The following is a 21,133-nucleotide window of genomic DNA, read 5'->3' as shown; positions in this document are numbered from 1 at the left end:
TGATGTGGAAACATTCGAAAAGGCACAGTTTAACAATTGTGCCTTTTTTTTTGGAATAAAGTACGCTAACTTGCTGAAATATTTCAATGTAGTGAAGCGATTACTTCTCATATTTCTCGTGCTTTCCCTTGTGAATTGTTCAAAAGACAAGGACGATACTACCGCTCCGCCCGATACCCGTGTGCTCAAAATTCTGGCGTTGGGCGATAGTTACACCAAAGGCGAATCGGTTTGTAGTACCTGCAATTTCCCGACACAACTTCGCGACAGTATCAATGCCCGTCGCGGCAACGGACTTTCTGAGGTGCAAATCATTGCCCAAACAGGTTGGACCACTCCGCAACTCAAAAATGCCATCAATCAAACCAATCCGCCGAATACATTTGACTTGGTTACCCTTTTAATTGGGGTGAACAATCAATACCAAAACATGCCGTTTAGTTTTTATGAAAATGATTTCCCGGAACTGGTTCAAAAAGCGATTGAAAAAGCAGGAGGTAATCGAAATAAGGTAGTGGTTCTCTCGATTCCCGATTATGCGTTTACCCCATTTGGCAACGGGAATACCTCGATTTCGGCGGCACTGCAAACCTACAACCAGTTTGCTTCCGATTATTGTGCGAGCCAACAAATAAGTTTTGTATACATTACCGATATCACCCAGCTCGGGTTACAGCAACCGGCATTGGTCGCGCAAGACGGCCTTCATCCTTCCACCTTAGCCTATACGCGATTTGTAGAGCGATTGTTACCCGTCGTTATGCCTAAACTTGGCTTGTAACTAAGCATAAGGGGCCAATTCAATAGCCAAACCATCAATTTCGGGCGTGAGGTGAATTTGACAACCCAATCGGCTGTTGTCTTTAACGTTGTAAGCTTCCCACAACATGGCCTCTTCATCGGGATTTTTTTCGGGTAATGCAATGTCGTTCAAGACATAACACTGACAGGAAGCACACATGGCCATCCCGCCGCAAACGCCTATCGTTCCCTCGGGGGCCAATTCATACGCCCGCACCAACTCCATGAGGTTCATGTTCATGTCTGTAGGGGCTTGTACTTCGTGGGTTACCCCGTCACGATCGGTAATGGAAATTGTGATATCGGTTGCCATACGTTATTCAATAGATTTCACCACCGCTTTCTCCGCTTCTTTTCGGGTACCGTCAAAACCGTCTACTCCTGAAACCGTAGTGTATTTCAATACATAACGTTTGCCGGGGTTCAAACGATTGTACACACTTTGACACATTAACGTCGCTTCATGGAAACCGCACAAAATGAGTTTCAACTTGCCAGGATAGGTATTGACATCGCCAATGGCATAAATTCCTTCAATATTGGTTTGGTAGTCTAAGGCATTGTTGACTTTAATCGCATTTTTCTCGATTTCCAAGCCCCAATTGGCGATAGCACCCAATTTGGGAGTTAACCCAAACAACGGGATAAAATAATCCGTCTCGAGAATTTGCTGTGCGCCGTTACAATCCAACGTCAAACGCTCTACATGCCCTTCGCCTTCGATGGCGGTTATTTCGGCGGGAGTGATTAAGGTGATTTTGCCTAATTTTTTGAGTTCTTGTACTTTTTCCACCGAATCCAAAGCGCCACGGAATTCGTTACGACGGTGAACCAAAGTCACTTCACGCGCTACATTCGACAAGAAGATACTCCAATCCAGTGCCGAATCGCCACCGCCCGCAATCACGATACGCTTGTCGCGAAACAATTCGGGATCTTTTACAAAGTATTCCACCCCTTTTTCTTCATAGGCAGCGATGTTGTCGATCAAGGGTTTTCGGGGTTCAAACGTACCCAAGCCACCGGCAATCGCTACGGCTTTGGCGTGGTGCTTGGTTCCTTTATTGGTGGTCACGACAAACGTTCCATCCTCGAGTTTATCAATGGTTTCGGCCGTTTCGCCTAGGGTAAATCCGGGTTGAAACTGTTTGATTTGCTCCATCAGGTTGTTGACCAAATCGCCAGCCATCACTTCGGGAAATCCGGGAATGTCAAAAATGGGCTTCTTTGGATAGAGTTCGGCCAACTGCCCGCCCGGTTGGGGTAAGGCATCGATTAAGTGGCATTTCATTTGAAGCAAACCCGCTTCAAACACCGCAAATAATCCGGTGGGGCCCGCGCCTATAATTAGAATATCGGTTGTAATCATCGTGTTTTGGGTTTGAAATACGGCACAAAAATCGCGAACCGTATTTTTCTAATCTATGATAAATGTCATCGGCAGCAGGGGTTGCGCGAGGGATTGCGGCTTTGTTTGAGCGCGCCGTAAGGACGCGAGTGCCAAAAGCCCGACCCCGAGGATGGACACACGTGATAAATACACCCCATGTGGGCCTCGAGGGACGCGCCCCAACCTACTCTTTAGGAAACGTTTTCTACAGTTTCAATTTGAGGAGCATAGCGTTTGATGGTCGTTTCGACCCCTGCTTTGAGCGTCATTTGATTGACACTACAACCGGTGCAAGCGCCTTCAAAGCGAACTTTCACGTGTTTGTCGTCTTCCACCGAAACCAAGGTAATATCGCCGCCATCGGAATTCAAAAACGGACGAATTTCCTCGAGGGCTTTCTCAATATTTTCAATTAATTGATCCTGACTCATGTTCTCAAAAAGTATAAAATCCCAGTGCGGCAGGCACCGCGCTAGGCATGATGAATTAATTTATTTCTTTACCGCCGAACAGCCTGCCATCGTAGTAATTTTGATCGCTTCGGTAGGAGGCAAATGTTCGTTGCGCTGCACCACTTCGGACACTACGTTACGCGCAATGGCTTCGTATACTTGTTCTAGTGGAGAAGCCGTTTGTAAAGCCGCTGGTCGACCGAAATCGCCTGCCTCACGGATACTTTGTACCAAAGGCACTTCGCCCAAAAACGGCACCTGAAGGTCTTCGGCCAAATGCTTCGCGCCTTCTTTTCCAAAAATATAGTATTTGTTGTTGGGCAATTCTTCGGGCGTGAAATACGCCATGTTTTCGATGATTCCGAGTACCGGCACATTGATGGCTTCCGATTGGAACATGGCTACCCCTTTGCGCGCATCGGCCAAGGCTACAGGTTGCGGCGTACTCACCACCACGGCTCCTGTGACGGGCAACGACTGCATAATCGACAAATGAATGTCACCTGTACCCGGCGGCAAATCGATCAGCATAAAGTCCAAATCCCCCCACGCCGCATCAAAAATCATTTGATTCAACGCTTTGGCTGCCATCGGGCCACGCCAAATCACCGCTTGACCAGGCGCCGTGAAGAATCCGATGGAAAGCAACTTGATTTCGTAACTCTCAATCGGTTTCATTTTCGACTTGCCATCGACTTCAATCGACAACGGTTTTTCGGTTTCTACGTCAAACATAATCGGCATCGAAGGACCATAAATATCGGCATCCAAAACACCAACTTTAAAGCCCATTTTGGCCAAGGTTACCGCTAAATTGGCTGTAGTGGTTGACTTCCCAACGCCTCCTTTTCCAGAAGCTACGGCAATAATATTACTGATGCCCGGTATGGGTTGCCCTTTGATTTCATTTTTCTCGGGGACTTCTACTTTGATATTAACTTTCACTTCAGCCTCGGGAGAAAACTGCTCGTGAATCAATTTGCGAATATCGTCTTCTGCGCGTTTTTTAATGTGCATGGCCGGCGTTTTCAACACCAAATCGACCACAACTTCGTTGCCAAACGTAACCACATTTTTAACAGCGCCGCTCTCTACCATATTTTTTCCTTCACCCGCCACCGTAATGGTTTCAAGCGCTTGAAGAATTGCTTTGCGTTCTAACTTCATTTTTATTAAGACTGATTTTAGATTGCAAAGATACAAGGAAATACAAAGAAACGACCGTTAAAGCTTTCAAAATGTTTTGCGGAAAAAAACGACAAATTTGCGCTTACATCCTTGTTTTTAGTTGGATGAGAAGGAAGCACCCCCACGGTTTTTACCACCCTGCTCCTGCCCTTTGTTGCTATCGGCCGGCCGTCGGATAAAGCGCCCTCCCGCCGGCAGGATATCCACGACGGTCAGGCCTAGCGAGGAGGTTAAGAAATCCTTATAGAAAATCTTTTTAGAGAGCAATACCTTTACCTTTTCATAAAGTCAAGCTTACGCTCACACAACACCTATGCTATTCCTTTGTGAAAACATTATCCCATGAAAAAGCGTAAAGTAGAATTGGTCGTGATCTCCGACCTGCATTTGGGAACCTATGGCTGCCACGCCAATGAAATCTTGGAATACCTCAATTCCATCAAACCCAAAACCTTAATTTTGAATGGTGACATTATCGATATTTGGCAATTTCGAAAATCGTATTTTCCGCCCGCCCACCAAAAAGTACTCAAAAAAATCATTGGCCTCAGCGCCAAAGGAACCCGAGTGTATTATTTGACGGGCAATCACGACGAACTCTTACGAAAATTTACCGACGTGCATTTGGGCAATTTTTCGTTGCTCAACAAACTAACGCTCACCTTGGACGGGAAAAAAGCATGGCTCTTTCATGGCGACGTGTTTGACGCTTCGATCACCCACGCCAAATGGTTGGCCAAACTCGGCGGTTGGGGCTATGACATCATGATTTTACTCAACCGTATGATCAATTGGGGATTGCAAAAAATGGGAAAAGAACCCTATTCGCTCTCCAAAAAAATCAAAGCCAGTGTGAAATCGGCGGTAAAATTTATCTCCAATTTTGAAACCCTCTGCGCCGAAATTGCCATTGAAAACGGCTACGACTATGTGGTTTGTGGGCATATCCATGAGCCCAAAATCGAATCGATAACTACCAAAAAAGGAACCACATTGTACCTCAACTCGGGCGATTGGATTGAAAACTTAACCGCCCTAGAATACCATAACAAACGCTGGAAAATTTACCACCATAAAACCGACTATCCTTCGCAAATGACTTGGGAAGAGGAGGTTAATTTTGACTACGAAAACCAGCTTATCGAGCAGTTTATGGAATTGATTCGGAATTGATTTCGGGATTCCAGAAGTGGACTTTAAAATCGACAATTTGATCGTTTTCCACACGAATCCCTTCTTGCTCCAACAGTTGTTGCATCAAGTGGCTTCCCGCAAAATGATGCTTCCCGGTGAGTAACCCACTGCGATTGACAACGCGATGGGCGGGAACATCGTCCAATCCGTGACTGGCATTCATAGCCCAACCCACCATTCGTGCCGAACGCGCGGCACCCAAAGCTTTGGCGATAGCTCCATACGAAGTAACGCGTCCTTCGGGAATTTGACGCACCACGGCATACACCCGTTCAAAAAAAGAAGCTGTTTCAGGAGACGATTTCATACTAACGCAATAAATTCCACAACGTCAATAAAGCCACCAACCCAGTTATGGCACCAATTATACGGTTCATATAGCGCAGCACCCAATCGGTTTTGGACTTTAAATGGCTAATAAACACGATGTAAAGATAAAACACCAAAAAAGAGCCTGAAGTTACACCGGCGACCAAGCTGAGTTCTTGTGCTAGTGAAAAATCAAAATAACCATAGGAAGCAAGGGTAACACTGATGACTACATAGTAGGGAATCGGCAAAAGATTTAAGGCGGAGATAAGCATTCCCATAAAAAAACGACTGCGTTTGCTTTTCAACTGAATGCGGTCACTGCCCTCCAAGGTGGGTTTTTTGGCCCAAAAGAAAAAATATAAGGTAAGTACGCCAAAAACGACCAATCCAATCGTACGCAAGGTGGCTACCACTTCGTCGTGCTGACTGATGTAGCGCGCAAAAACAACCGAAACATAGGTTTGAACCGCTATAACCAACAAAGCGCCTGAAACAAAAATCAACGCACGCTTGATTCCATCGGTTAAACGAACTTTGGCAACGGTCATATTGATGAGCCCTGGGGGAAGTACCCCTACGATAGCCGCAATCAATCCCGTGAAAAAAGGGATGAATACTGTCATAAAACCGTGGTTAACGGAAAACTACTTGATTTTGAAACGAATATACGTAATCGCTTTGTTGATTTCCAAATATTGTTGCTCGTAAAATGTTTTTATTTCAGTAACTTCTTCGGGAGCGCCTAAGTTGTGGTAAATGTTATGGTTGGCATATACTACTTCATGACCCAGTCCGTGTAGAAGACCCAAAGTATACCCGTGCATAAATTCACTATCGGTTTTTAAATGCATCAATCCATCGGGCTTCAGGATTTTTTGGTACCGGTTTAAAAAATCGGCATTGGTCATGCGGTGTTTGGTACGCTTGTATTTGATTTGCGGGTCGGGGAAGGTAATCCAAATTTCATCGACCTCATTTTCGGCAAAAATAAAATCTACCAATTCGATTTGGGTGCGTACAAAAGCTACGTTAGTCAACCCTTGTTCGGCAGCTGTCTTCGCACCGCGCCAAAAACGAGCGCCTTTGATATCGATTCCGATATAATTCCTATTGGGATTGCGTTGGGCCAAGCCTACGGTATATTCGCCTTTACCACAACCCAATTCGACCACAACAGGATTGTCGTTATTAAAAAAGGATCGCCACATCCCGCGCTGGGGAAATCGTCCTTCCACAACCTCCTCCCGGGTGGGTTGGATCACATTGGTAAAATTGGCGTTTTCGCTGAATCGTTTTAATTTATTTTTACTGCCCACGTGATTTCTTAATGTTTTGGCAAAATTAAGGAAATCCACCGCATGACAAATTATTTTATTTTTGCTGCTGTGGAAACCCGAAAGAACATATTGGTGGCGCCGTTGAACTGGGGATTGGGCCATGCTACGCGTTGCATCCCGATTATTCGACAGTTGCTCGCAGAAGGCTTTCAGCCTATTATTGCGAGTGATGGTGCGGCCTTGGCGTTGTTGCAACGGGAGTTTCCCGCGCTGGTGCATTTGGAATTACCTTCGTATCATATTGCCTACGCCAAGAATCCGAAAAACTTCAAATGGAAATTACTCAAAAACAGTCCCAAGACAATTGCGGCCATTTTTGAAGAAAAGAAATTGGTTCGCCAATGGATCGCCGAGTATCAACTGGCTGGCATTATTTCAGACAACCGATTGGGCGTATACAGCAAAAAGATTCCGTCGGTTATCATCACGCACCAACTTACCGTACTATCGGGAAAAACCACTTGGATTTCCAGCGGATTGCATCGTTTTTTTATTCAAAAATTTCAAGAATGTTGGGTGCCCGATTGGGGCGGTGCGATCAATCTATCAGGAAAATTGGGGCATCCTGAAAAGTTACCCATTACAACACGTTACATTGGTGTGTTGAGCCGTTTAGTTAAAAAAGAAGTGCCGGAAACTATTGATTATGTCATTTTACTGTCGGGTCCCGAGCCACAGCGGAGTTTATTGGAGGAAAAACTTAGACATGAAATGCAACAAATTAAAGGTGAAATTGTACTTATACGTGGTGTAGTTGAATCCTCGATAAAAAAAACAGTTGAACCCCCATTTACAATTTACAATTACCTCACTTCCGAAGGATTATCAGACATATTAAATTCGGCTAAGATTGTAATTTGTCGCTCTGGCTATACCACGATTATGGATTTGGCGAAATTGGATAAGAAAGCCTTTTTTATCCCTACACCTGGGCAATTTGAACAAGAATATTTAGCTAAACGATTGCATAGAGACGGTAAAATACCACAGTGCAGTCAAAAAGATTTTAGACACGAAAAATTAGACACCATTCCTTTTTACAAAGGATTACCAAAGGTAGGAGAAGAAGAACTCCCAAGTGATTTATTTAGCCTTTTCTAATGTAAACGAGAAAACGGAACCCTTTCCTGGTTTACTTTCAACATATATTTTCTCGTTGTGATGTTCAATAATATGTTTCACAATAGAAAGTCCTAACCCAGAGCCCCCTTCATTTCTAGACCCACTTTTATCAACTCTGTAAAACCGCTCAAAAATGCGTGATAGATTACTCGCGTCAATACCTTCACCATTATCGGTAACCCTGATAATTACTTTATTGTTAATGAAATCTTCAATCGCAACTTCAGTAGTTCCATTCTCTTTTCCATACTTAATGGAATTCATTACGAGATTGATCAAAACCTGTTGTACTTTTTCTTGGTCTGCACGAACACGAATAGGTTTGCTATATTTTGAATCAAACATTAGGATAATATTTTTTTTATCCGCCTGCATTTCCAACATATCAAATACATTCTGAACGAGCGTGACTACGTTAAAGTCAGTATACTGTAGTTTGACATCGCCCATTTCCAATTTAGAAATCATATCTAAATCTTGAACGATGTACACTAACCGCTCTACTCCTTTTTGGGCTCTTTCTAAATACTTGTCTCGTAACGATTTATCTTTGACGCCATCCATTAATGTGTCAATATATCCTTGGACGGTAAATAAAGGAGTTTTCAGTTCATGCGACACATTACCCATAAATTCACGTCTATATTCCTCGCGCACTTTGAGGTTTTCTAATTCAATTTTTTTACTAATGGCATACTTTTTAACTTCTTTTTCTAGTGTTGCCATGTCGGTAGTAATAAATTGACTTCTTAAAACTGCTGAATCGAGTAACGAGACATCATCGTATATTTTCTTAACTCTTTGATAAATAAACATTTCCGATCGGTATTGAATTATAAAAACCGAAAAAAGGAAAACGCTAACAGAGGCTAAAAGAATCAATAACCATGAAAAATCAGCATTCAGCAAGAAATACAATACCAACAAAGAGGTAAAAAACAGGGTGATATACAACGAAGTTACAATTGCAAATCGGTAGGTTTTTTTAACTTTTAAACCCATGAATCTCATTCTTAAAAAGGTAAATTTACAAATTACAATTCAAATTTATACCCTACCCCTTTAATCGTTTTGAAAAGATCCTCGCCAATTTTTTCTCGTAATTTTCGAATGTGTACATCAATAGTTCGTCCGCCCACAATTACTTCATTGCCCCATACTTTATCTAAAATTTCTTCGCGTTTGAAAACCTTCCCGGGTTTGGAGGCTAAAAGATAAAATAATTCAAACTCCTTGCGCGGTAAAATAATTTCTTCCCCATCCCGAATAATTTTATATTCTTCTCGGTTGATTTCGATACCGCCGACGGTGATGTTTTCATTAGAAACCGCATCGTCTTTCAAGCGTCGAAGGAGGGCTTTTACTTTACTGACTAACAATTTGGGTTTGATGGGCTTGGCAATGTAATCATCGGCGCCCGCATCAAAACCTGCCACTTGCGAATAATCTTCACTGCGTGCTGTTAAAAAGGTAATAATAGTATTGGAAAGCTCTGGGATTTTACGAATGTTTTCACAAGCCTCCATACCGTCCATTTCGGGCATCATGACATCCATGATGATTAGATGTGGACGCTCTTTTTTGGCCGCGGCAACCGCTTCTTTACCGTTGGTAGCCGTTACAATTTTGTAGCCTTCTTGCGATAGGTTGTACCCCACAATCTCTAGGATATCGGGTTCATCATCAACCAATAGAATTTTAATGTCTTTTTTCTTCATAACGTAAAGCTATGCAAATTTTGAGGTAAAGATAGTGTTTTACCTAGGTTTTGTACGGATGCTAATTTGAGTTAACCATTATTTAATCGATTAACATTGCGTTAACAATAAATCAATATTTATATAACTCGTTCTTAACCTACACTTCACTTAGCTAACATTCCTTTGCAAAAAATTTTACAAATTGTTAAAAATGAAAATATTTAAGATCATCTTTTGTCTAATTGGTTTGACAACTTTTGCACAAAAAGGGACTATTAATGGAACAATTTTAGACAAAGATGCAAAAAATGCACCACTACCTTTTGCCAATGTAGTCGTTAAAGGCACAACCAACAGCGTGACCACCGATGAAAAAGGGAAATACCAATTAAAAGTTGAACCCGGAACCTACTCTTTAGTTTTCAGTTTTGTGGGATATGAAACGATCGAAGAGAAAGTAACACTTAAAGCGGGGGAAACCATTACCATCAACAAAACCTTAGGGTCAGGAAGCTATAAATTGGAAGACGTAGTAATCACTACGAGCCGACGAAAAAACACCGAATCGGCTGTACTACTTGAAACAAAAAAAGCAAAACAAGTTATCAGTGCGATTTCGGCTGAACAAATGAGTAAAGGTACCGATGGAAATGCGGCGCAAGCCATTCAACGGGTGCCGGGAGTAACTATCAATGACGGAAAATTTGTCATGGTTCGCGGATTGAGTGAGCGTTACAACAATGTCTTGATTAACGGTGCTTTGGCGCCAAGTACGGAGGTTGATCGTCGAACGTTTTCTTTCGATTTATTGCCCGTAAGCACTTTAGAAAAAATGACCATCGGGAAATCGGGAGCGGCTTATTTACCGGGAGACTTCTCTGGGGGGTTGATTAGTGTGACTACTACAGAAAACTTCTCCGATTTTACACAAGTTTCATCGAGCTTAGGTTTCCGTGGCAACACCACCTTGGAAGATTATTGGCAAACGGAAGGTTCGGCAACCGATATTTTGGGGATGGATGATGGATTCCGTCAGTTGCCCAGTGGCTTCCCCACCAACCGTGATGTTTTGAATATCAACAGCGAAAGTGTTCGCTACGCCAATCAATTGCCAAACAACTTCAACCCTGAACGCGGTACTGCCTTTTTCAATACAGGTATTAGCTTCAGTTTGGGACGAAAAATTAAGTTAAAAGACGAAAGTAAAAATTTGAGAACGATCAATATGATTTCGTACTCCAATAGCTTTCAAAACTACAATAAGTCGGTAAACACCTTTATCAACGATTTTACGGGACAAACCAATACGCCGCAACAGCAACGTGATTTTGATGACCGTTACTACTCCAACGAAGTGCGCTTGTCAGTCCTTTCCAACTGGTTTTACCGTTACAATGCAAAAAACAAAATCACCTTCAAAAACCTTTTCAACCAAATCGGTGAAAACTTTACAACGTTGCGAAGTGGTTTTGACTTTGACCAACGTCCCGGACAGTTGTTAAACAACTACGAATTTGGATATTCAGGACGTCGTATTTTGACCTCACAATTCAACGGAGAGCATAAAATCAACGACCGAAATACCGTGCAATGGGTGTTGGGTGGAAATTTAATCAAAGACATTTTACCCGATTTACGACGCTTCCGTACGTTCCGCAATTTAAATAGCACTACGGAAAACTTTACAATGATTGACCCGCCAAGTTCAAACCCTTTTGATACGGGCCGATTTTATTCGGAATTGAACGAAACTTCCGTAAACGCTGGTGTTGACTATGATTTGAAAATTGAAAATAAATCAAGTAAGTCGGAAGCCTCTACCATCCTATTAAAAGCGGGTTTCTTCGGGGATTACAAAACGCGTGATTTTAGCGCACGTTATTTCTCGTATTTGATTCCGGGTAACGTGGGGCAAGAGCGTAAAGAAGAATTAATCAATTTACCGTTAACCGAAATTTTTAGTCCTGCCAATGTATCCGCTTCCAACGGGTGGGTATTGCGTGAAGGTTCCAACCAGAGCGACTCGTACAAAGCCAACAATTTATTGGCCGCAGGATATGTGTATGGGGAGTTACCGATTCAAAAATTCTTAATTACGGGAGGTGTTCGTTTGGAGCACAACCGTTTGGAAGTTGATGGTTTCCAAGGCATTAATCCTTTATTGGTACAACAGCCCATTACCTCCGTTTTACCTTCTTTCAACGTGAGCTATACCTTTAATGACAAAAACCTGATGCGTGTGGCTTACAGCAGAACCGTTAACCGTCCTGAATTCCGTGAAATTGCTCCCTTCTTATTCTACGACTTCCAAGAAGATACAGAGGTAGATGGAAACAGCAGTTTAACTACCGCAACGATAGACAACTTTGATTTGCGTTATGAGTTTTATCCCACCAAAGGAGAAACCGCAAGTTTGGGTGTTTTCTACAAACGATTTGACAACCCGATCGAATTTATTCTTCCTGTAGTGAGTCAGCAACGAAGAATGCGCTACAGCAATTCGGATTCAGCAATGCTTTATGGGGCTGAGTTGGAAGTGAGAAAATCCTTCAAAGAAGTATTCAAAAACGGATTTTTCTCAGATTTATCCATCAACTTAAATGCTTCCTACATTTTCTCGGAAGTTGACTTAGGAAACAGAGCTTTAGCACAAGACCGCAAAAGAGCCTTACAAGGTCAATCGCCTTATGTGATCAACGCAGCGCTTGGATATGACAATAAAGAAAACGGCTGGAGTGGTAATTTAATTTACAACCGTTTCGGAGATCGTATTTATGCCGTTGGAGGTGAAATTTTCCCAACGATTTACGAAATCGCCCGTAACCAAATGGATTTCACCATTGCTAAAACCTTCAAGAAGACAACCTACAAATTGGGCTTATCCAATATCTTGAATGAGAAGTTTCAGTTTTTCCAAGATTCAAACGTAGACAACAAAATCAACAACAGTGACGACCCTGTGTTTGTGCACCGTACAGGCGTTCTTTACACCTTTAATGTAACGTATAAATTTTAACAACATAACTTAATTTAACTTTTATGAAAATCAACAAAATTCTATTACAAGGTCTTTTACTGGCAGCCGTGACTTTGACGAGTTGTGGTGGTGATGACGACAACAACAATAACGGCGGAGGAGACTCTGTGGTTATTTTGGAAGGAAATCTTGAATCCCGCACTTTGACAAAAAACACAAAGTATTTGATCAAAGGTCAAACGTTTGTACGCAGCGGAAATGTATTAACTATTGAGCCTGGTACGATTATCAAAGGGGATAAAGCGACAAAAGGAACTTTGATCATTGATAAAGGGGGACGTATTGAAGCTGTAGGAACTGCCTCTGAGCCTATTGTGATGACTTCTAACTTACCTGCAGGTTCTAGAGACCGTGGGGACTGGGGTGGTTTGATCATTTTAGGAAATGCTCCTGTAAACCAAGTGAACCCTGAAATTGAAGGGATTAATCCAGCAGTAACTTATGGCGGAACCAATGCTGCCGACGATTCTGGAGCATTAGTTCACGTTCGTGTGGAATATGCAGGTATTGAATTAACCCCAAACAATGAAACCAACTCCATCACTTTAGGAGCCGTTGGAACAGGAACTCAAATCGAATATTGTCAAACTTCCTTTGGTGGGGATGACGGTTTTGAGTGGTTTGGTGGAACGGTAAACGGAAAATACTTGATCTCTTTTGCCAACTGGGATGATAGTTTTGACGTGGATTTCGGATTTTCAGGTAAAAATCAATTTGGTTTGGAAGTTCGTTACCCAAGTTTTGCCGACCAATCGGGTTCTAACTCCTTTGAATGTGACAACGGACCAAATGATAACGTAACAACTTTATTGACTACGGGAGTTTTCTCTAACTTCACTTGTATCGGACCAAGAGCAACGAATGCGCAATCGATCAATGCCAACTTCCAACACTCCATTGACTTACGTAGAAGAACTGCGGCTACTATCGCCAACTCGGTATTTATCGGCTATCCTCGTGGATTACGTATGAACCAACAATCGGTATATGACAATTATGCGGCGGGTACAGGGAAATTAATCAAAAATATTCTTGTGGCTCCTAATACAACATACTCTGTAGGTACAGGAATGACAGCTACCGTAGCGAATATTCAATCGTGGTTTGAAGCAACCAATACTACTATTACTGCGGCTATCGAAGACCAATTTGCGGTATTAGGGTTGAACACGAATTTGGCTTTTGGAAACAATGTAACATCAAACTATGCGGCCAATCCAAACTTTGCAGTAACTTCAGGGTTATTGACTTCTGGAGCTGAATTTACCGATGCTACGCTAAACACTTGGTTTACGGCTACTACCTATCGTGGTGCTTTCGGTGCTACCGATTGGACAGACGGTTGGGCTGAGTTTTTACCAAACAGCAAAACATACTAAGAGATATAGTTTATTTTTGTAAAGAGCTTAGCAGTGATGTTAAGCTCTTTCTTATTCCCAAATGTTATGAAAAAAATTCTAGCCGGACTTTTTGGTATCCTTTTCTTGGGGAGTTGCTCAGACACCTCCTATACCATTGACCCTAATGGCCAACTTTCTAAAGAAGAGCAAGCACAATTCAAATATGAAATCGTGCGCTATTTTGAAAAATTACCCTCTGAAAAAGTGCGTCATGAAAACAAATTTGACACGCTTTACAATGCGTATTATCAACAAAAAGCGAAGGAGGCCCGTCTGTTATTTTATTACAAAGCTCCCGATTCTACCGAATATTTTGCGATTACCAAACTGGCTCCTAGTCTTACCATCAAAAGAGTTGCCACGTTGGGCAAGTTAAAAAAAGACAACAAAGGCAAGATCACCTATTATGAGGAAGCCGCTCGAACATGGAAAATGGTCGAGCCCGAACTTCACAAAAAAACAGAAGTGCTTTTTATGGACTTTATTCAAGGGGAAGATTTGTCGCCGTATTACACCAAAAATGCTGGAGAAGATTTTTATATAGAATTTCCCGATGACCACACTTTTTACAATATCCAAACCCGTAAATGGGAGACAAAATAGGTTTCGTAATCTTTTTTAACGAAGTTTGGCATTGATTTTGAAATTAAAATCCTATATTTGTGTCTAGGATAATTACGCATGAGCAAAAATTACTTGTATAGTATACTCTTTTTTCTAGTGTTGGGCACAGCTTTCGTAGCGGCTCAAGATACTAGAAGCACCTTGAAAGAAAGCAATTCTATCGAGGGGCTTAGCTTTTATCCTAACCCAGTCACTGGGGGTAAACTCTACATTACCACACGCGCTAATGAAGAAAAGAACATCACTATTTATGATGTTTTGGGTAAAAAAGTCTTTCAAACCGTTTTATCTTCTCGCGAATTAAACTTATCGACACTGCAACCCGGCGTGTACTTCATCAAAATTGAAGAAGGCGAGGCCTCTGCAACTAGAAAACTTATTGTCAGATAGTTAAACTTTTCGACTTTACCATTTTTTAACTTAGGCTTTATTAAGTTCTGAAAATAGTCCCTATCTTTGTGTGCTTAATTTAATAATTTCAATATGAAAAAAATTTACTTCATGCTCTACATGCTGACAGGAGTAACTATGATGGCGCAAACCATCTACAGTGAAAACATGGGAACTCCTTCAGCGACAACCCCAATTGCTTCTAACGTATTTCAAAATGCTGCCCCAATCGTGTACTCGGGTACCGCTGATGTGCGTGCAACTACAGTATCTTCAGGTTATACTGGAGCCTCGGGAAGTGGAAATGTATTTTTCACTAATGTAGTGGGTAGAGACTTCTTAATTGAAGGAATTAATACCTCTGCTTTCAATACCTCAACATTACAATTAAGTTTCGGTCAATACAAAAGTACTACGGGAGCCAATAACGAGTTAACCGTTGAAGTAAGTACGGATGGGACTACGTTTACACCGTTAACCTATACACGTCCTACAGGAGCTGGAACGTCAAACTGGGCTTTGGTGACGATTACTACGGGTATCCCAAGTGCAACTAACCTTCGTATCCGTTTCACGCAAACTACTACAACGGCTCAATTCCGTTTGGATGATGTGCGTGTATTTAGTTTTGACCCTTCATGTACGGTTGTACCCGGCACACCCACTACGGCTTGTGACGCCACTACATTTGCCATCGACACGTATACAGCAACCATCCCGTTCTCTGGCGGTGGTGGTGGCGCTTATACCGTTACTTCAACGGTAGGAACTGTTGGAGGAGACAACCCAGGAAGTATTGCTGATGGAAATATTACCGTTACAGGCATTCCTGAAGGAACTGGAGCTATCGTCACATTGGTTCGTAACAACTGTTCGTACACGGTAACTATAACGGCACCTGATTGTAAACCCGTAAGTGGATTGCCTTTATATGACAGCATGGATTATCCAGTAGGAAGTTCATTAGGTGCAACACAATTTTGGGCAAACGCCAACACCGGAGACGATGTATTGGCTATCGCTGATAACTTAACATACGCTGGACTTACTTCCAATGGTAATGCTGCTGGTTTAAACGGCGCTGGTAAAGAATTGCACAAAAGATTTACTGCCACTACAGTTACTGAAGGGGCGTTGTATGCTTCTTTTATCATGAAAGTAACGGATTTTGCAGCGACTACAGATCCTTCTGAAACCGCTTTTGCTATCATCACTGACGGCAGTGCCACAAACTTTAGAGGTCGTATTTTTATCAAAAGAACGGGAACTACTTACCAATTAGGCCTTACTTCAGGAACGTCAACCACCAACTATACTACAGCTACCTACAACCTTAACGATGTATTGTTTGTAGTGGTAGCGTATGACTTTGTAGGGAATTCATGGAAATTATGGGTTAACCCAACGGTTGCTGGATTTGACGGCACACAGGCTCCTGCCTTAACAGATACCCCTGCTACTGCGAATACCACATTAGGAGGATTCTTATTCCGTCAAGACTCGGATGCATTGACTCCAGTAATCACTGTGGATGAATTACGCGTTTCTGTTACACCAAACTTGTTAAGTGTAAACAACAATGCAATTGAAGGTTTAGCGGTTTATCCAAACCCTGTGAAAAACGGTATGTTCTATATCAACACTGCGGCAAACGACAGCAAATCTGTTCGTATATTTGACCTTGTTGGAAAAGAAGTAATCACTACAACAACACAAGATGCAGTGAACGTAAGTGGATTGAACAAAGGAGTATACTTTGTACAAATTACAGAAAATGGCGCAACTGCAGTGAAGAAATTAATCATCGAATAAGCGTTCGACACACCATAAACCAAGCCCCGGCAGTTGTCGGGGCTTTTTTATTTCGCTACTTTTGTCCCATGGATCCGTACGATATTTTTAGTATTGCCAACGCTAAGCAATTTGAAAAAATGGCGCTGAAAGTTTTTCGGCACCAATACGAAAATACAATCGTATACCGTGAATTTTGTGACTTATTAGGCGTCGATAAAACAGCCGTCAAATCGTTGGAAGCCATCCCATTTTTACCGATTCAGTTTTTCAAAAGTCGCACCATCGTTTCCAATTCCCAACCCCCCGAAATAACCTTTACAAGCAGCGGTACGACTGGAATGCAAACCAGTAAACATGTAGTAACCGACCTCCAATTGTATATACAAAGTTTTCGATCGGCCTTTGCCACTTTTTACGGAAATATAGAAGACTATGCAATACTTGCCCTACTTCCCTCCTATTTAGAACGCGAAGGATCATCACTTATTTATATGGTGGCCGATTTGATTGAAGGATCGCAAAACGAACAAAGTGGCTTCTATTTGCATAATTACGACGAACTCACTCAAAAACTTAAAGCGTTGGATGCCTCAGGACAAAATACGCTATTAATTGGTGTGACCTACGCCTTGCTTGACCTTATTGAAAAAGAAACATTCCAACTCAAAAACACCATCATTATGGAAACTGGCGGCATGAAAGGGCGCCGAAAGGAAATGATTCGTGAAGAACTTCACCAATTATTATGCGCTGGTTTTGGAGTGCCGACGATCCATTCTGAATATGGGATGACCGAACTTTTATCACAGGCCTATTCGTTTGGGGAAGGCATCTTTGAATGTCCCCCTTGGATGCATGTACTTATGCGAGACCCTGAAGACCCCTTACGGTATGTTGCCGATGGAAAAAATGGCGGCATCAATGTCATCGACTTGGCCAATTACAATGCTTGTTCCTTCTTAGCCACCCAAGATTTGGGCAAAAAACATTCTAACAATGCGTTTGAAGTATTAGGCCGTTTTGACCATTCGGATATTCGGGGGTGTAATTTAATGGTAATTTAACATTGCTTCCTCTATATTATCTAATTGTTAAATTACTTCTGTTTCAAACGTATAGAACAAATTAACTCCTTATTTATGTAGTTTTGTAGCAAACAAATTAATGCGAATTTGTATTGTAAATTATACATTAATTGAATCTCTAATTTCTGGAGTTGTAAATTACAATTTATGAAAAACACTATTTTCTTTTTACTATTTCTCATTATCAACTCTGCTTGCACCTCAAAAAAAGATATTATTTATTTCAATAATTTAAATACAGAGACTACTGATAAAACGCAGCTCATAAAATCTACTATCACAAAAAATGACATCTTAAGTATTGTGATTACCTCATCTTCAGCTGAAATTGTTAAAGCCTACAACATGGAAGTCACCCAAAGCAGCAATGGTTATTTAGTGAGCAGTGAAGGTTTTATTACACTTCCTGTATTAGGAAAAATAAATGCCAACGGTATAAGTTGTATGGAATTGGAACAAATCATAGCTAATTTACTGATATCTGGAGGACATTTGTCTAATCCTGTTGTTAATGTTAGGGTTATCAATTCAAAATTTACTGTTTTAGGCGAAGTCAACAAACCGGGAACATACAATTATCAGGAGGAAAATATTTCCTTACTTCAAGCCTTGGGATATGCGGGTGATTTAACGATAAATGGTGTGCGAAATAATATATATTTAATACGTGAAGAAGGCAACGTTTTGAATTATACTAAAATTGATTTAACCTCAAAAGATTGGTTTTCAAGTCCCTATTATTATTTAAAACCGAATGATGTAATTTATGTATTACCGAATGATGCCAAAGTAAAATCAGGAGGTTACGTGAAGAGTTTAGGAAATTTATTGACGATAACTTCTGTAAGTATTTCAACAATTCTTGCCATCATCCTATTAACGAAGTAAAATGGAAGGAAACGAAATTCAGTTTAAGTTCAAAGAGGAAGCATTCAAATATCTAATCTTTTGGAAATGGATAGTCCTTTCTAGTGTTGTTTCAGTTTTAATTGCTTATCTATACCTTCGCTATGTAAGTGATATCTATGCAACTCAAGCAAAAATTCAAATTCTAGATCAAACAAATAATACGTTTAAGTTACCCACCAATTCCTTCAATATTTTTGGTGATAATGATAAAGATTTAGAAAATGAAATTGAACTAATTAAATCAACACGTATTCTAAATCGCGTTATCGACAGCCTTGAATTGCATACGGAAGTTTATACGAAAGGAAAGATAAAATCGATAGAATTATGGGATACCGCTCCTTTTAAGATTATATGGGGAATTCCTACGCAAGAACTCTACAATAAAAGTGCTCTTTTTACCATTACACTCAAAGAGAATGGTTACTTACTTGATGATAAGCCCACGCTTTATCCTTACAACAAAACGAATTTAACACAAGAAATTCCCTTTGTTGTTTTGCCAAAAAATGAACGTAAAAAACAAAAATTGGGCGAATATCAAATACGGTTAAAACCTAAAAACACCCTGTTGCAAGAATTATCCAATAATTTAACCATCACAAAACAAGGAACACAAAGTAACATTCTTAAGCTTGTTTTAAAAGGAGGAAATACAGGAAAAATAAATGCCGTATTGGGGGCACTCATTACAATTTTTGACAACGATGGGGTTAAAGATCGGCAACTCGTTTTTGAAAAAACAATTGAATTTGTGGATGATCGTTTCCAATATCTTTTTACCGAACTCGACTCTATTGAAAAACAAAAAGCTGCTTACAAAAAGTCTCAAAAAATATCTTTTATTGAAGCCGATGCTGGGGTAATTATGCAAAAAAGTTACGACTCAGAAAATAATATTGAAAGAATCGATACTCAACTCGTATTAGCCGACATTATGCTAAACACCATTAATACGAGTAAAGAGTTGGACTTAGTACCTGTCAATATTGGCATTACCAATGATGAAATAAATGGTTTGAGCAATAAACTTAATGAAGTCATTCTGAATCGCAACAAGTATATTAGTGACGGTGGTGGAAAAACGAACCCCATTGTAGCTTCACTTACGCAACAAGTAAATGCAGTCAAAGGGAATCTTAGATCGACCATCATTAGTTATAAAAATACATTAGCCTACCAGAAGAAAGAATTGTCAAAAATACAAGGCTTGAGTGCCAAAAATTATAACCGTATTCCTGACAATGAAAAATCTCTGCGTTCCATTGAAAGACAACAAAATATTAAAGAAACGTTGTATATTTTATTACTCCAAAAAAGAGAAGAAGCTGCCGTTAATCTTGCGATAACTAACCCTACCATTAAACTCATTGAATACCCTAACTTTACCGGTAGCCCCATATATCCTGATCGGGCATTAATTTATGGGATTGCCTTTGTAATTGGCTTATTAATCCCGCTGCTAATCATTTATATCTACTTTGTTTCCAATGATAAAATTCAAACCAAATCTGATTTGGAACAACATCTTAAATTGCCCGTTATAGCCGAAATACCTTTTGTTGATACGAATGAAAATAAATTAATTCGCTTACTTGACCGTTCCATACTTTCTGAATCGTTTCGTATTCTTCGAACGAATCTATCCTTTTTACTTTCCTCACAAAAGAAGCGTAACCAAGTTGTATTTGTTACGTCATCTATCAAAGGAGAAGGGAAAACCTTTGTTTCGATGAACCTTGCAATAACATTATCGTCTACTAACAAAAAAGTAGTGTTATTAGGAGCTGACCTCAGAAATCCACAACTGCATAGTATGTTAAACTATGAAAGAAAAGGATTGAAAGGAATTTCAAATTTTATTTTTGATGAAAAACTTACCCTTGAGGATATTCTTGTACATGGTAAAGAAATGCTATCCAAACACGAGTTTGATGTTATTTTTTCGGGAACAATACCCCCTAATCCGGCAGAACTACTGGCCAATGATCGTTTTAGTGCCTTATTAAATATTCTAAAGGAAACGTATGACTACATTGTCATAGATACAGCTCCTACCCTTTTGGTGACGGATACAACCGTCATTTCAGGTTTAGCAGATGCAATACTTTTTGTCACTCGGGCTAATTTTACCGAAAAGAAATTGTTTAAACACATCCTTGATTTTCAAAAAATTAATCCTAAAATTAGTTTTGGTCTTATCATCAATAACGTGGGCCAAAATAGAATTTATGGAAGTAATTACAGTTATGGGTATAATTACGGCTATGGATATGGTTATGAAAAAAACTACTCCCGTAAATTAACATTGAAATACCGTGTAGCGCGTTGGTTTAGGAGAAAATAATACAGAAAACATTTCCTATTTAACCTTTTTGTATTTTTATTATAGCTCTAA

At 40.6% G+C, this 21,133-nt stretch carries 20 protein-coding genes; 11 read left to right on the top strand and 9 right to left on the bottom strand.

Annotated features, from left to right (window positions below):
• The first annotated feature begins 4 nt into the window (after positions 1–4).
• A complete protein-coding gene (locus BUC17_RS01970) occupies positions 5–781 on the top strand; it encodes an SGNH/GDSL hydrolase family protein (RefSeq protein WP_234977668.1) in 777 nt (258 codons plus the stop codon).
• Here BUC17_RS01970 and BUC17_RS01965 read toward each other — a convergent pair whose 3' ends face one another.
• The 4 genes from BUC17_RS01965 to BUC17_RS01950 all read right to left on the bottom strand — a co-directional run bounded on the left by BUC17_RS01965 (position 782) and on the right by BUC17_RS01950 (position 3,810).
• Positions 782–1,114 carry a 2Fe-2S iron-sulfur cluster-binding family protein gene (locus tag BUC17_RS01965; protein WP_073360996.1) on the bottom strand — a complete coding sequence of 111 codons (333 nt, stop codon included), beginning with the start codon at positions 1,112–1,114 and terminating at the stop codon, positions 782–784.
• 3 nt (positions 1,115–1,117) lie between these two features.
• The gene (locus BUC17_RS01960) at positions 1,118–2,170 is read right to left on the bottom strand and encodes an NAD(P)/FAD-dependent oxidoreductase (protein ID WP_073360993.1); all 1,053 of its coding nucleotides are present in this window, start codon (positions 2,168–2,170) and stop codon (positions 1,118–1,120) included.
• A 212-nt stretch (positions 2,171–2,382) separates the two neighbouring features.
• Positions 2,383–2,622 (bottom strand): NifU family protein, encoded by a 240-nt coding sequence (locus tag BUC17_RS01955; protein ID WP_073360989.1) that lies wholly within the window; start codon positions 2,620–2,622, stop codon positions 2,383–2,385.
• Between the two features lie 60 nt (positions 2,623–2,682).
• Positions 2,683–3,810: an Mrp/NBP35 family ATP-binding protein gene (locus tag BUC17_RS01950; protein ID WP_073360986.1), complete on the bottom strand. Its 1,128-nt coding sequence runs from the start codon at positions 3,808–3,810 to the stop codon at positions 2,683–2,685.
• Between the two features lie 363 nt (positions 3,811–4,173).
• Between BUC17_RS01950 and BUC17_RS01945 the strand changes: the two genes are divergently transcribed.
• The gene (locus BUC17_RS01945; RefSeq protein ID WP_073360983.1) at positions 4,174–5,004 is read left to right on the top strand and encodes a UDP-2,3-diacylglucosamine diphosphatase; all 831 of its coding nucleotides are present in this window, start codon (positions 4,174–4,176) and stop codon (positions 5,002–5,004) included.
• Here BUC17_RS01945 and BUC17_RS01940 read toward each other — a convergent pair.
• From BUC17_RS01940 to trmB, 3 genes are read right to left on the bottom strand one after another with little or no spacing between them, the layout of a single operon-like run.
• Positions 4,982–5,332, bottom strand: a complete 351-nt coding sequence (locus BUC17_RS01940) for an MGMT family protein (RefSeq protein WP_073360981.1) — start codon at positions 5,330–5,332, stop codon at positions 4,982–4,984. The genes BUC17_RS01945 and BUC17_RS01940 overlap by 23 nt on opposite strands.
• A gap of 1 nt (position 5,333) precedes the next feature.
• On the bottom strand, positions 5,334–5,960 hold the full coding sequence (locus BUC17_RS01935) for a LysE family translocator (protein ID WP_073360978.1): 627 nt from the start codon (positions 5,958–5,960) through the stop codon (positions 5,334–5,336).
• A gap of 21 nt (positions 5,961–5,981) precedes the next feature.
• A complete protein-coding gene (gene trmB, locus BUC17_RS01930; RefSeq protein ID WP_073361198.1) occupies positions 5,982–6,653 on the bottom strand; it encodes a tRNA (guanosine(46)-N7)-methyltransferase TrmB in 672 nt (223 codons plus the stop codon).
• A 42-nt stretch (positions 6,654–6,695) separates the two neighbouring features.
• On the opposite strand from trmB, the gene BUC17_RS01925 reads away from it, so the two are divergent.
• Complete coding sequence (locus tag BUC17_RS01925) at positions 6,696–7,775, top strand: glycosyltransferase (protein WP_073360976.1); 1,080 nt, start codon at positions 6,696–6,698, stop codon at positions 7,773–7,775.
• On the opposite strand, the gene BUC17_RS01920 is transcribed toward BUC17_RS01925, so the two are convergent.
• Both BUC17_RS01920 and BUC17_RS01915 read right to left on the bottom strand, forming a co-directional pair.
• Complete coding sequence (locus BUC17_RS01920) at positions 7,758–8,798, bottom strand: sensor histidine kinase (RefSeq protein ID WP_073360973.1); 1,041 nt, start codon at positions 8,796–8,798, stop codon at positions 7,758–7,760. The two genes, BUC17_RS01925 and BUC17_RS01920, sit on opposite strands and share 18 nt — an antisense overlap.
• A gap of 32 nt (positions 8,799–8,830) precedes the next feature.
• A complete protein-coding gene (locus BUC17_RS01915; protein WP_073360970.1) occupies positions 8,831–9,514 on the bottom strand; it encodes a response regulator transcription factor in 684 nt (227 codons plus the stop codon).
• Between the two features lie 193 nt (positions 9,515–9,707).
• Here BUC17_RS01915 and BUC17_RS01910 point away from each other — a divergent pair, with 193 nt between their 5' ends.
• From BUC17_RS01910 to BUC17_RS01875, 8 genes are all read left to right on the top strand, one after another.
• On the top strand, positions 9,708–12,512 hold the full coding sequence (locus tag BUC17_RS01910) for a TonB-dependent receptor (RefSeq protein ID WP_073360968.1): 2,805 nt from the start codon (positions 9,708–9,710) through the stop codon (positions 12,510–12,512).
• A gap of 23 nt (positions 12,513–12,535) precedes the next feature.
• Positions 12,536–13,912: a hypothetical protein gene (locus BUC17_RS01905; RefSeq protein WP_073360965.1), complete on the top strand. Its 1,377-nt coding sequence runs from the start codon at positions 12,536–12,538 to the stop codon at positions 13,910–13,912.
• Between the two features lie 66 nt (positions 13,913–13,978).
• The gene (locus tag BUC17_RS01900; protein ID WP_073361196.1) at positions 13,979–14,536 is read left to right on the top strand and encodes a hypothetical protein; all 558 of its coding nucleotides are present in this window, start codon (positions 13,979–13,981) and stop codon (positions 14,534–14,536) included.
• Positions 14,537–14,614: 78 nt separating this feature from the next.
• A complete protein-coding gene (locus BUC17_RS01895) occupies positions 14,615–14,947 on the top strand; it encodes a T9SS type A sorting domain-containing protein (protein WP_073360961.1) in 333 nt (110 codons plus the stop codon).
• Positions 14,948–15,040: 93 nt separating this feature from the next.
• Positions 15,041–16,759 carry a T9SS type A sorting domain-containing protein gene (locus tag BUC17_RS01890; protein WP_073360957.1) on the top strand — a complete coding sequence of 573 codons (1,719 nt, stop codon included), beginning with the start codon at positions 15,041–15,043 and terminating at the stop codon, positions 16,757–16,759.
• A gap of 68 nt (positions 16,760–16,827) precedes the next feature.
• Positions 16,828–17,805, top strand: a complete 978-nt coding sequence (locus BUC17_RS01885) for a LuxE/PaaK family acyltransferase (RefSeq protein ID WP_073360954.1) — start codon at positions 16,828–16,830, stop codon at positions 17,803–17,805.
• Positions 17,806–17,973: 168 nt separating this feature from the next.
• The gene (locus BUC17_RS01880) at positions 17,974–18,714 is read left to right on the top strand and encodes a polysaccharide biosynthesis/export family protein (protein WP_073360951.1); all 741 of its coding nucleotides are present in this window, start codon (positions 17,974–17,976) and stop codon (positions 18,712–18,714) included.
• Between the two features lies 1 nt (position 18,715).
• Positions 18,716–21,082: a polysaccharide biosynthesis tyrosine autokinase gene (locus BUC17_RS01875; RefSeq protein ID WP_073360948.1), complete on the top strand. Its 2,367-nt coding sequence runs from the start codon at positions 18,716–18,718 to the stop codon at positions 21,080–21,082.
• Positions 21,083–21,133: the final 51 nt, after the last annotated feature.

It is taken from the genome of Flavobacterium fontis (assembly GCF_900129405.1).
GTDB classification, from domain to species: Bacteria; Bacteroidota; Bacteroidia; order Flavobacteriales; family Flavobacteriaceae; genus Flavobacterium; species Flavobacterium fontis.
Note: the sequence above shows the minus strand (reverse complement) of the source record. Positions and strands in the feature narration are given on the sequence as shown.

Excerpts from the sequence above, each read along its gene's own strand:
- BUC17_RS01960 (WP_073360993.1), bottom strand. The coding sequence starts at position 2,170 with ATGATTACAACCGATATTCTAATTATAGGCGCGGGCCCCACCGGATTA.
- BUC17_RS01910 (WP_073360968.1), top strand. The coding sequence starts at position 9,708 with ATGAAAATATTTAAGATCATCTTTTGTCTAATTGGTTTGACAACTTTT.
- BUC17_RS01895 (WP_073360961.1), top strand. The coding sequence starts at position 14,615 with ATGAGCAAAAATTACTTGTATAGTATACTCTTTTTTCTAGTGTTGGGC.
- BUC17_RS01880 (WP_073360951.1), top strand. The coding sequence starts at position 17,974 with ATGAAAAACACTATTTTCTTTTTACTATTTCTCATTATCAACTCTGCT.
- BUC17_RS01915 (WP_073360970.1), bottom strand. The coding sequence starts at position 9,514 with ATGAAGAAAAAAGACATTAAAATTCTATTGGTTGATGATGAACCCGAT.
- BUC17_RS01935 (WP_073360978.1), bottom strand. The coding sequence starts at position 5,960 with ATGACAGTATTCATCCCTTTTTTCACGGGATTGATTGCGGCTATCGTA.
- BUC17_RS01925 (WP_073360976.1), top strand. The coding sequence starts at position 6,696 with ATGACAAATTATTTTATTTTTGCTGCTGTGGAAACCCGAAAGAACATA.
- BUC17_RS01940 (WP_073360981.1), bottom strand. The coding sequence starts at position 5,332 with ATGAAATCGTCTCCTGAAACAGCTTCTTTTTTTGAACGGGTGTATGCC.
- BUC17_RS01905 (WP_073360965.1), top strand. The coding sequence starts at position 12,536 with ATGAAAATCAACAAAATTCTATTACAAGGTCTTTTACTGGCAGCCGTG.
- BUC17_RS01945 (WP_073360983.1), top strand. The coding sequence starts at position 4,174 with ATGAAAAAGCGTAAAGTAGAATTGGTCGTGATCTCCGACCTGCATTTG.
- BUC17_RS01950 (WP_073360986.1), bottom strand. The coding sequence starts at position 3,810 with ATGAAGTTAGAACGCAAAGCAATTCTTCAAGCGCTTGAAACCATTACG.
- BUC17_RS01920 (WP_073360973.1), bottom strand. The coding sequence starts at position 8,798 with ATGGGTTTAAAAGTTAAAAAAACCTACCGATTTGCAATTGTAACTTCG.
- BUC17_RS01965 (WP_073360996.1), bottom strand. The coding sequence starts at position 1,114 with ATGGCAACCGATATCACAATTTCCATTACCGATCGTGACGGGGTAACC.
- BUC17_RS01890 (WP_073360957.1), top strand. The coding sequence starts at position 15,041 with ATGAAAAAAATTTACTTCATGCTCTACATGCTGACAGGAGTAACTATG.
- BUC17_RS01875 (WP_073360948.1), top strand. The coding sequence starts at position 18,716 with ATGGAAGGAAACGAAATTCAGTTTAAGTTCAAAGAGGAAGCATTCAAA.
- BUC17_RS01885 (WP_073360954.1), top strand. The coding sequence starts at position 16,828 with ATGGATCCGTACGATATTTTTAGTATTGCCAACGCTAAGCAATTTGAA.
- BUC17_RS01900 (WP_073361196.1), top strand. The coding sequence starts at position 13,979 with ATGAAAAAAATTCTAGCCGGACTTTTTGGTATCCTTTTCTTGGGGAGT.
- BUC17_RS01955 (WP_073360989.1), bottom strand. The coding sequence starts at position 2,622 with ATGAGTCAGGATCAATTAATTGAAAATATTGAGAAAGCCCTCGAGGAA.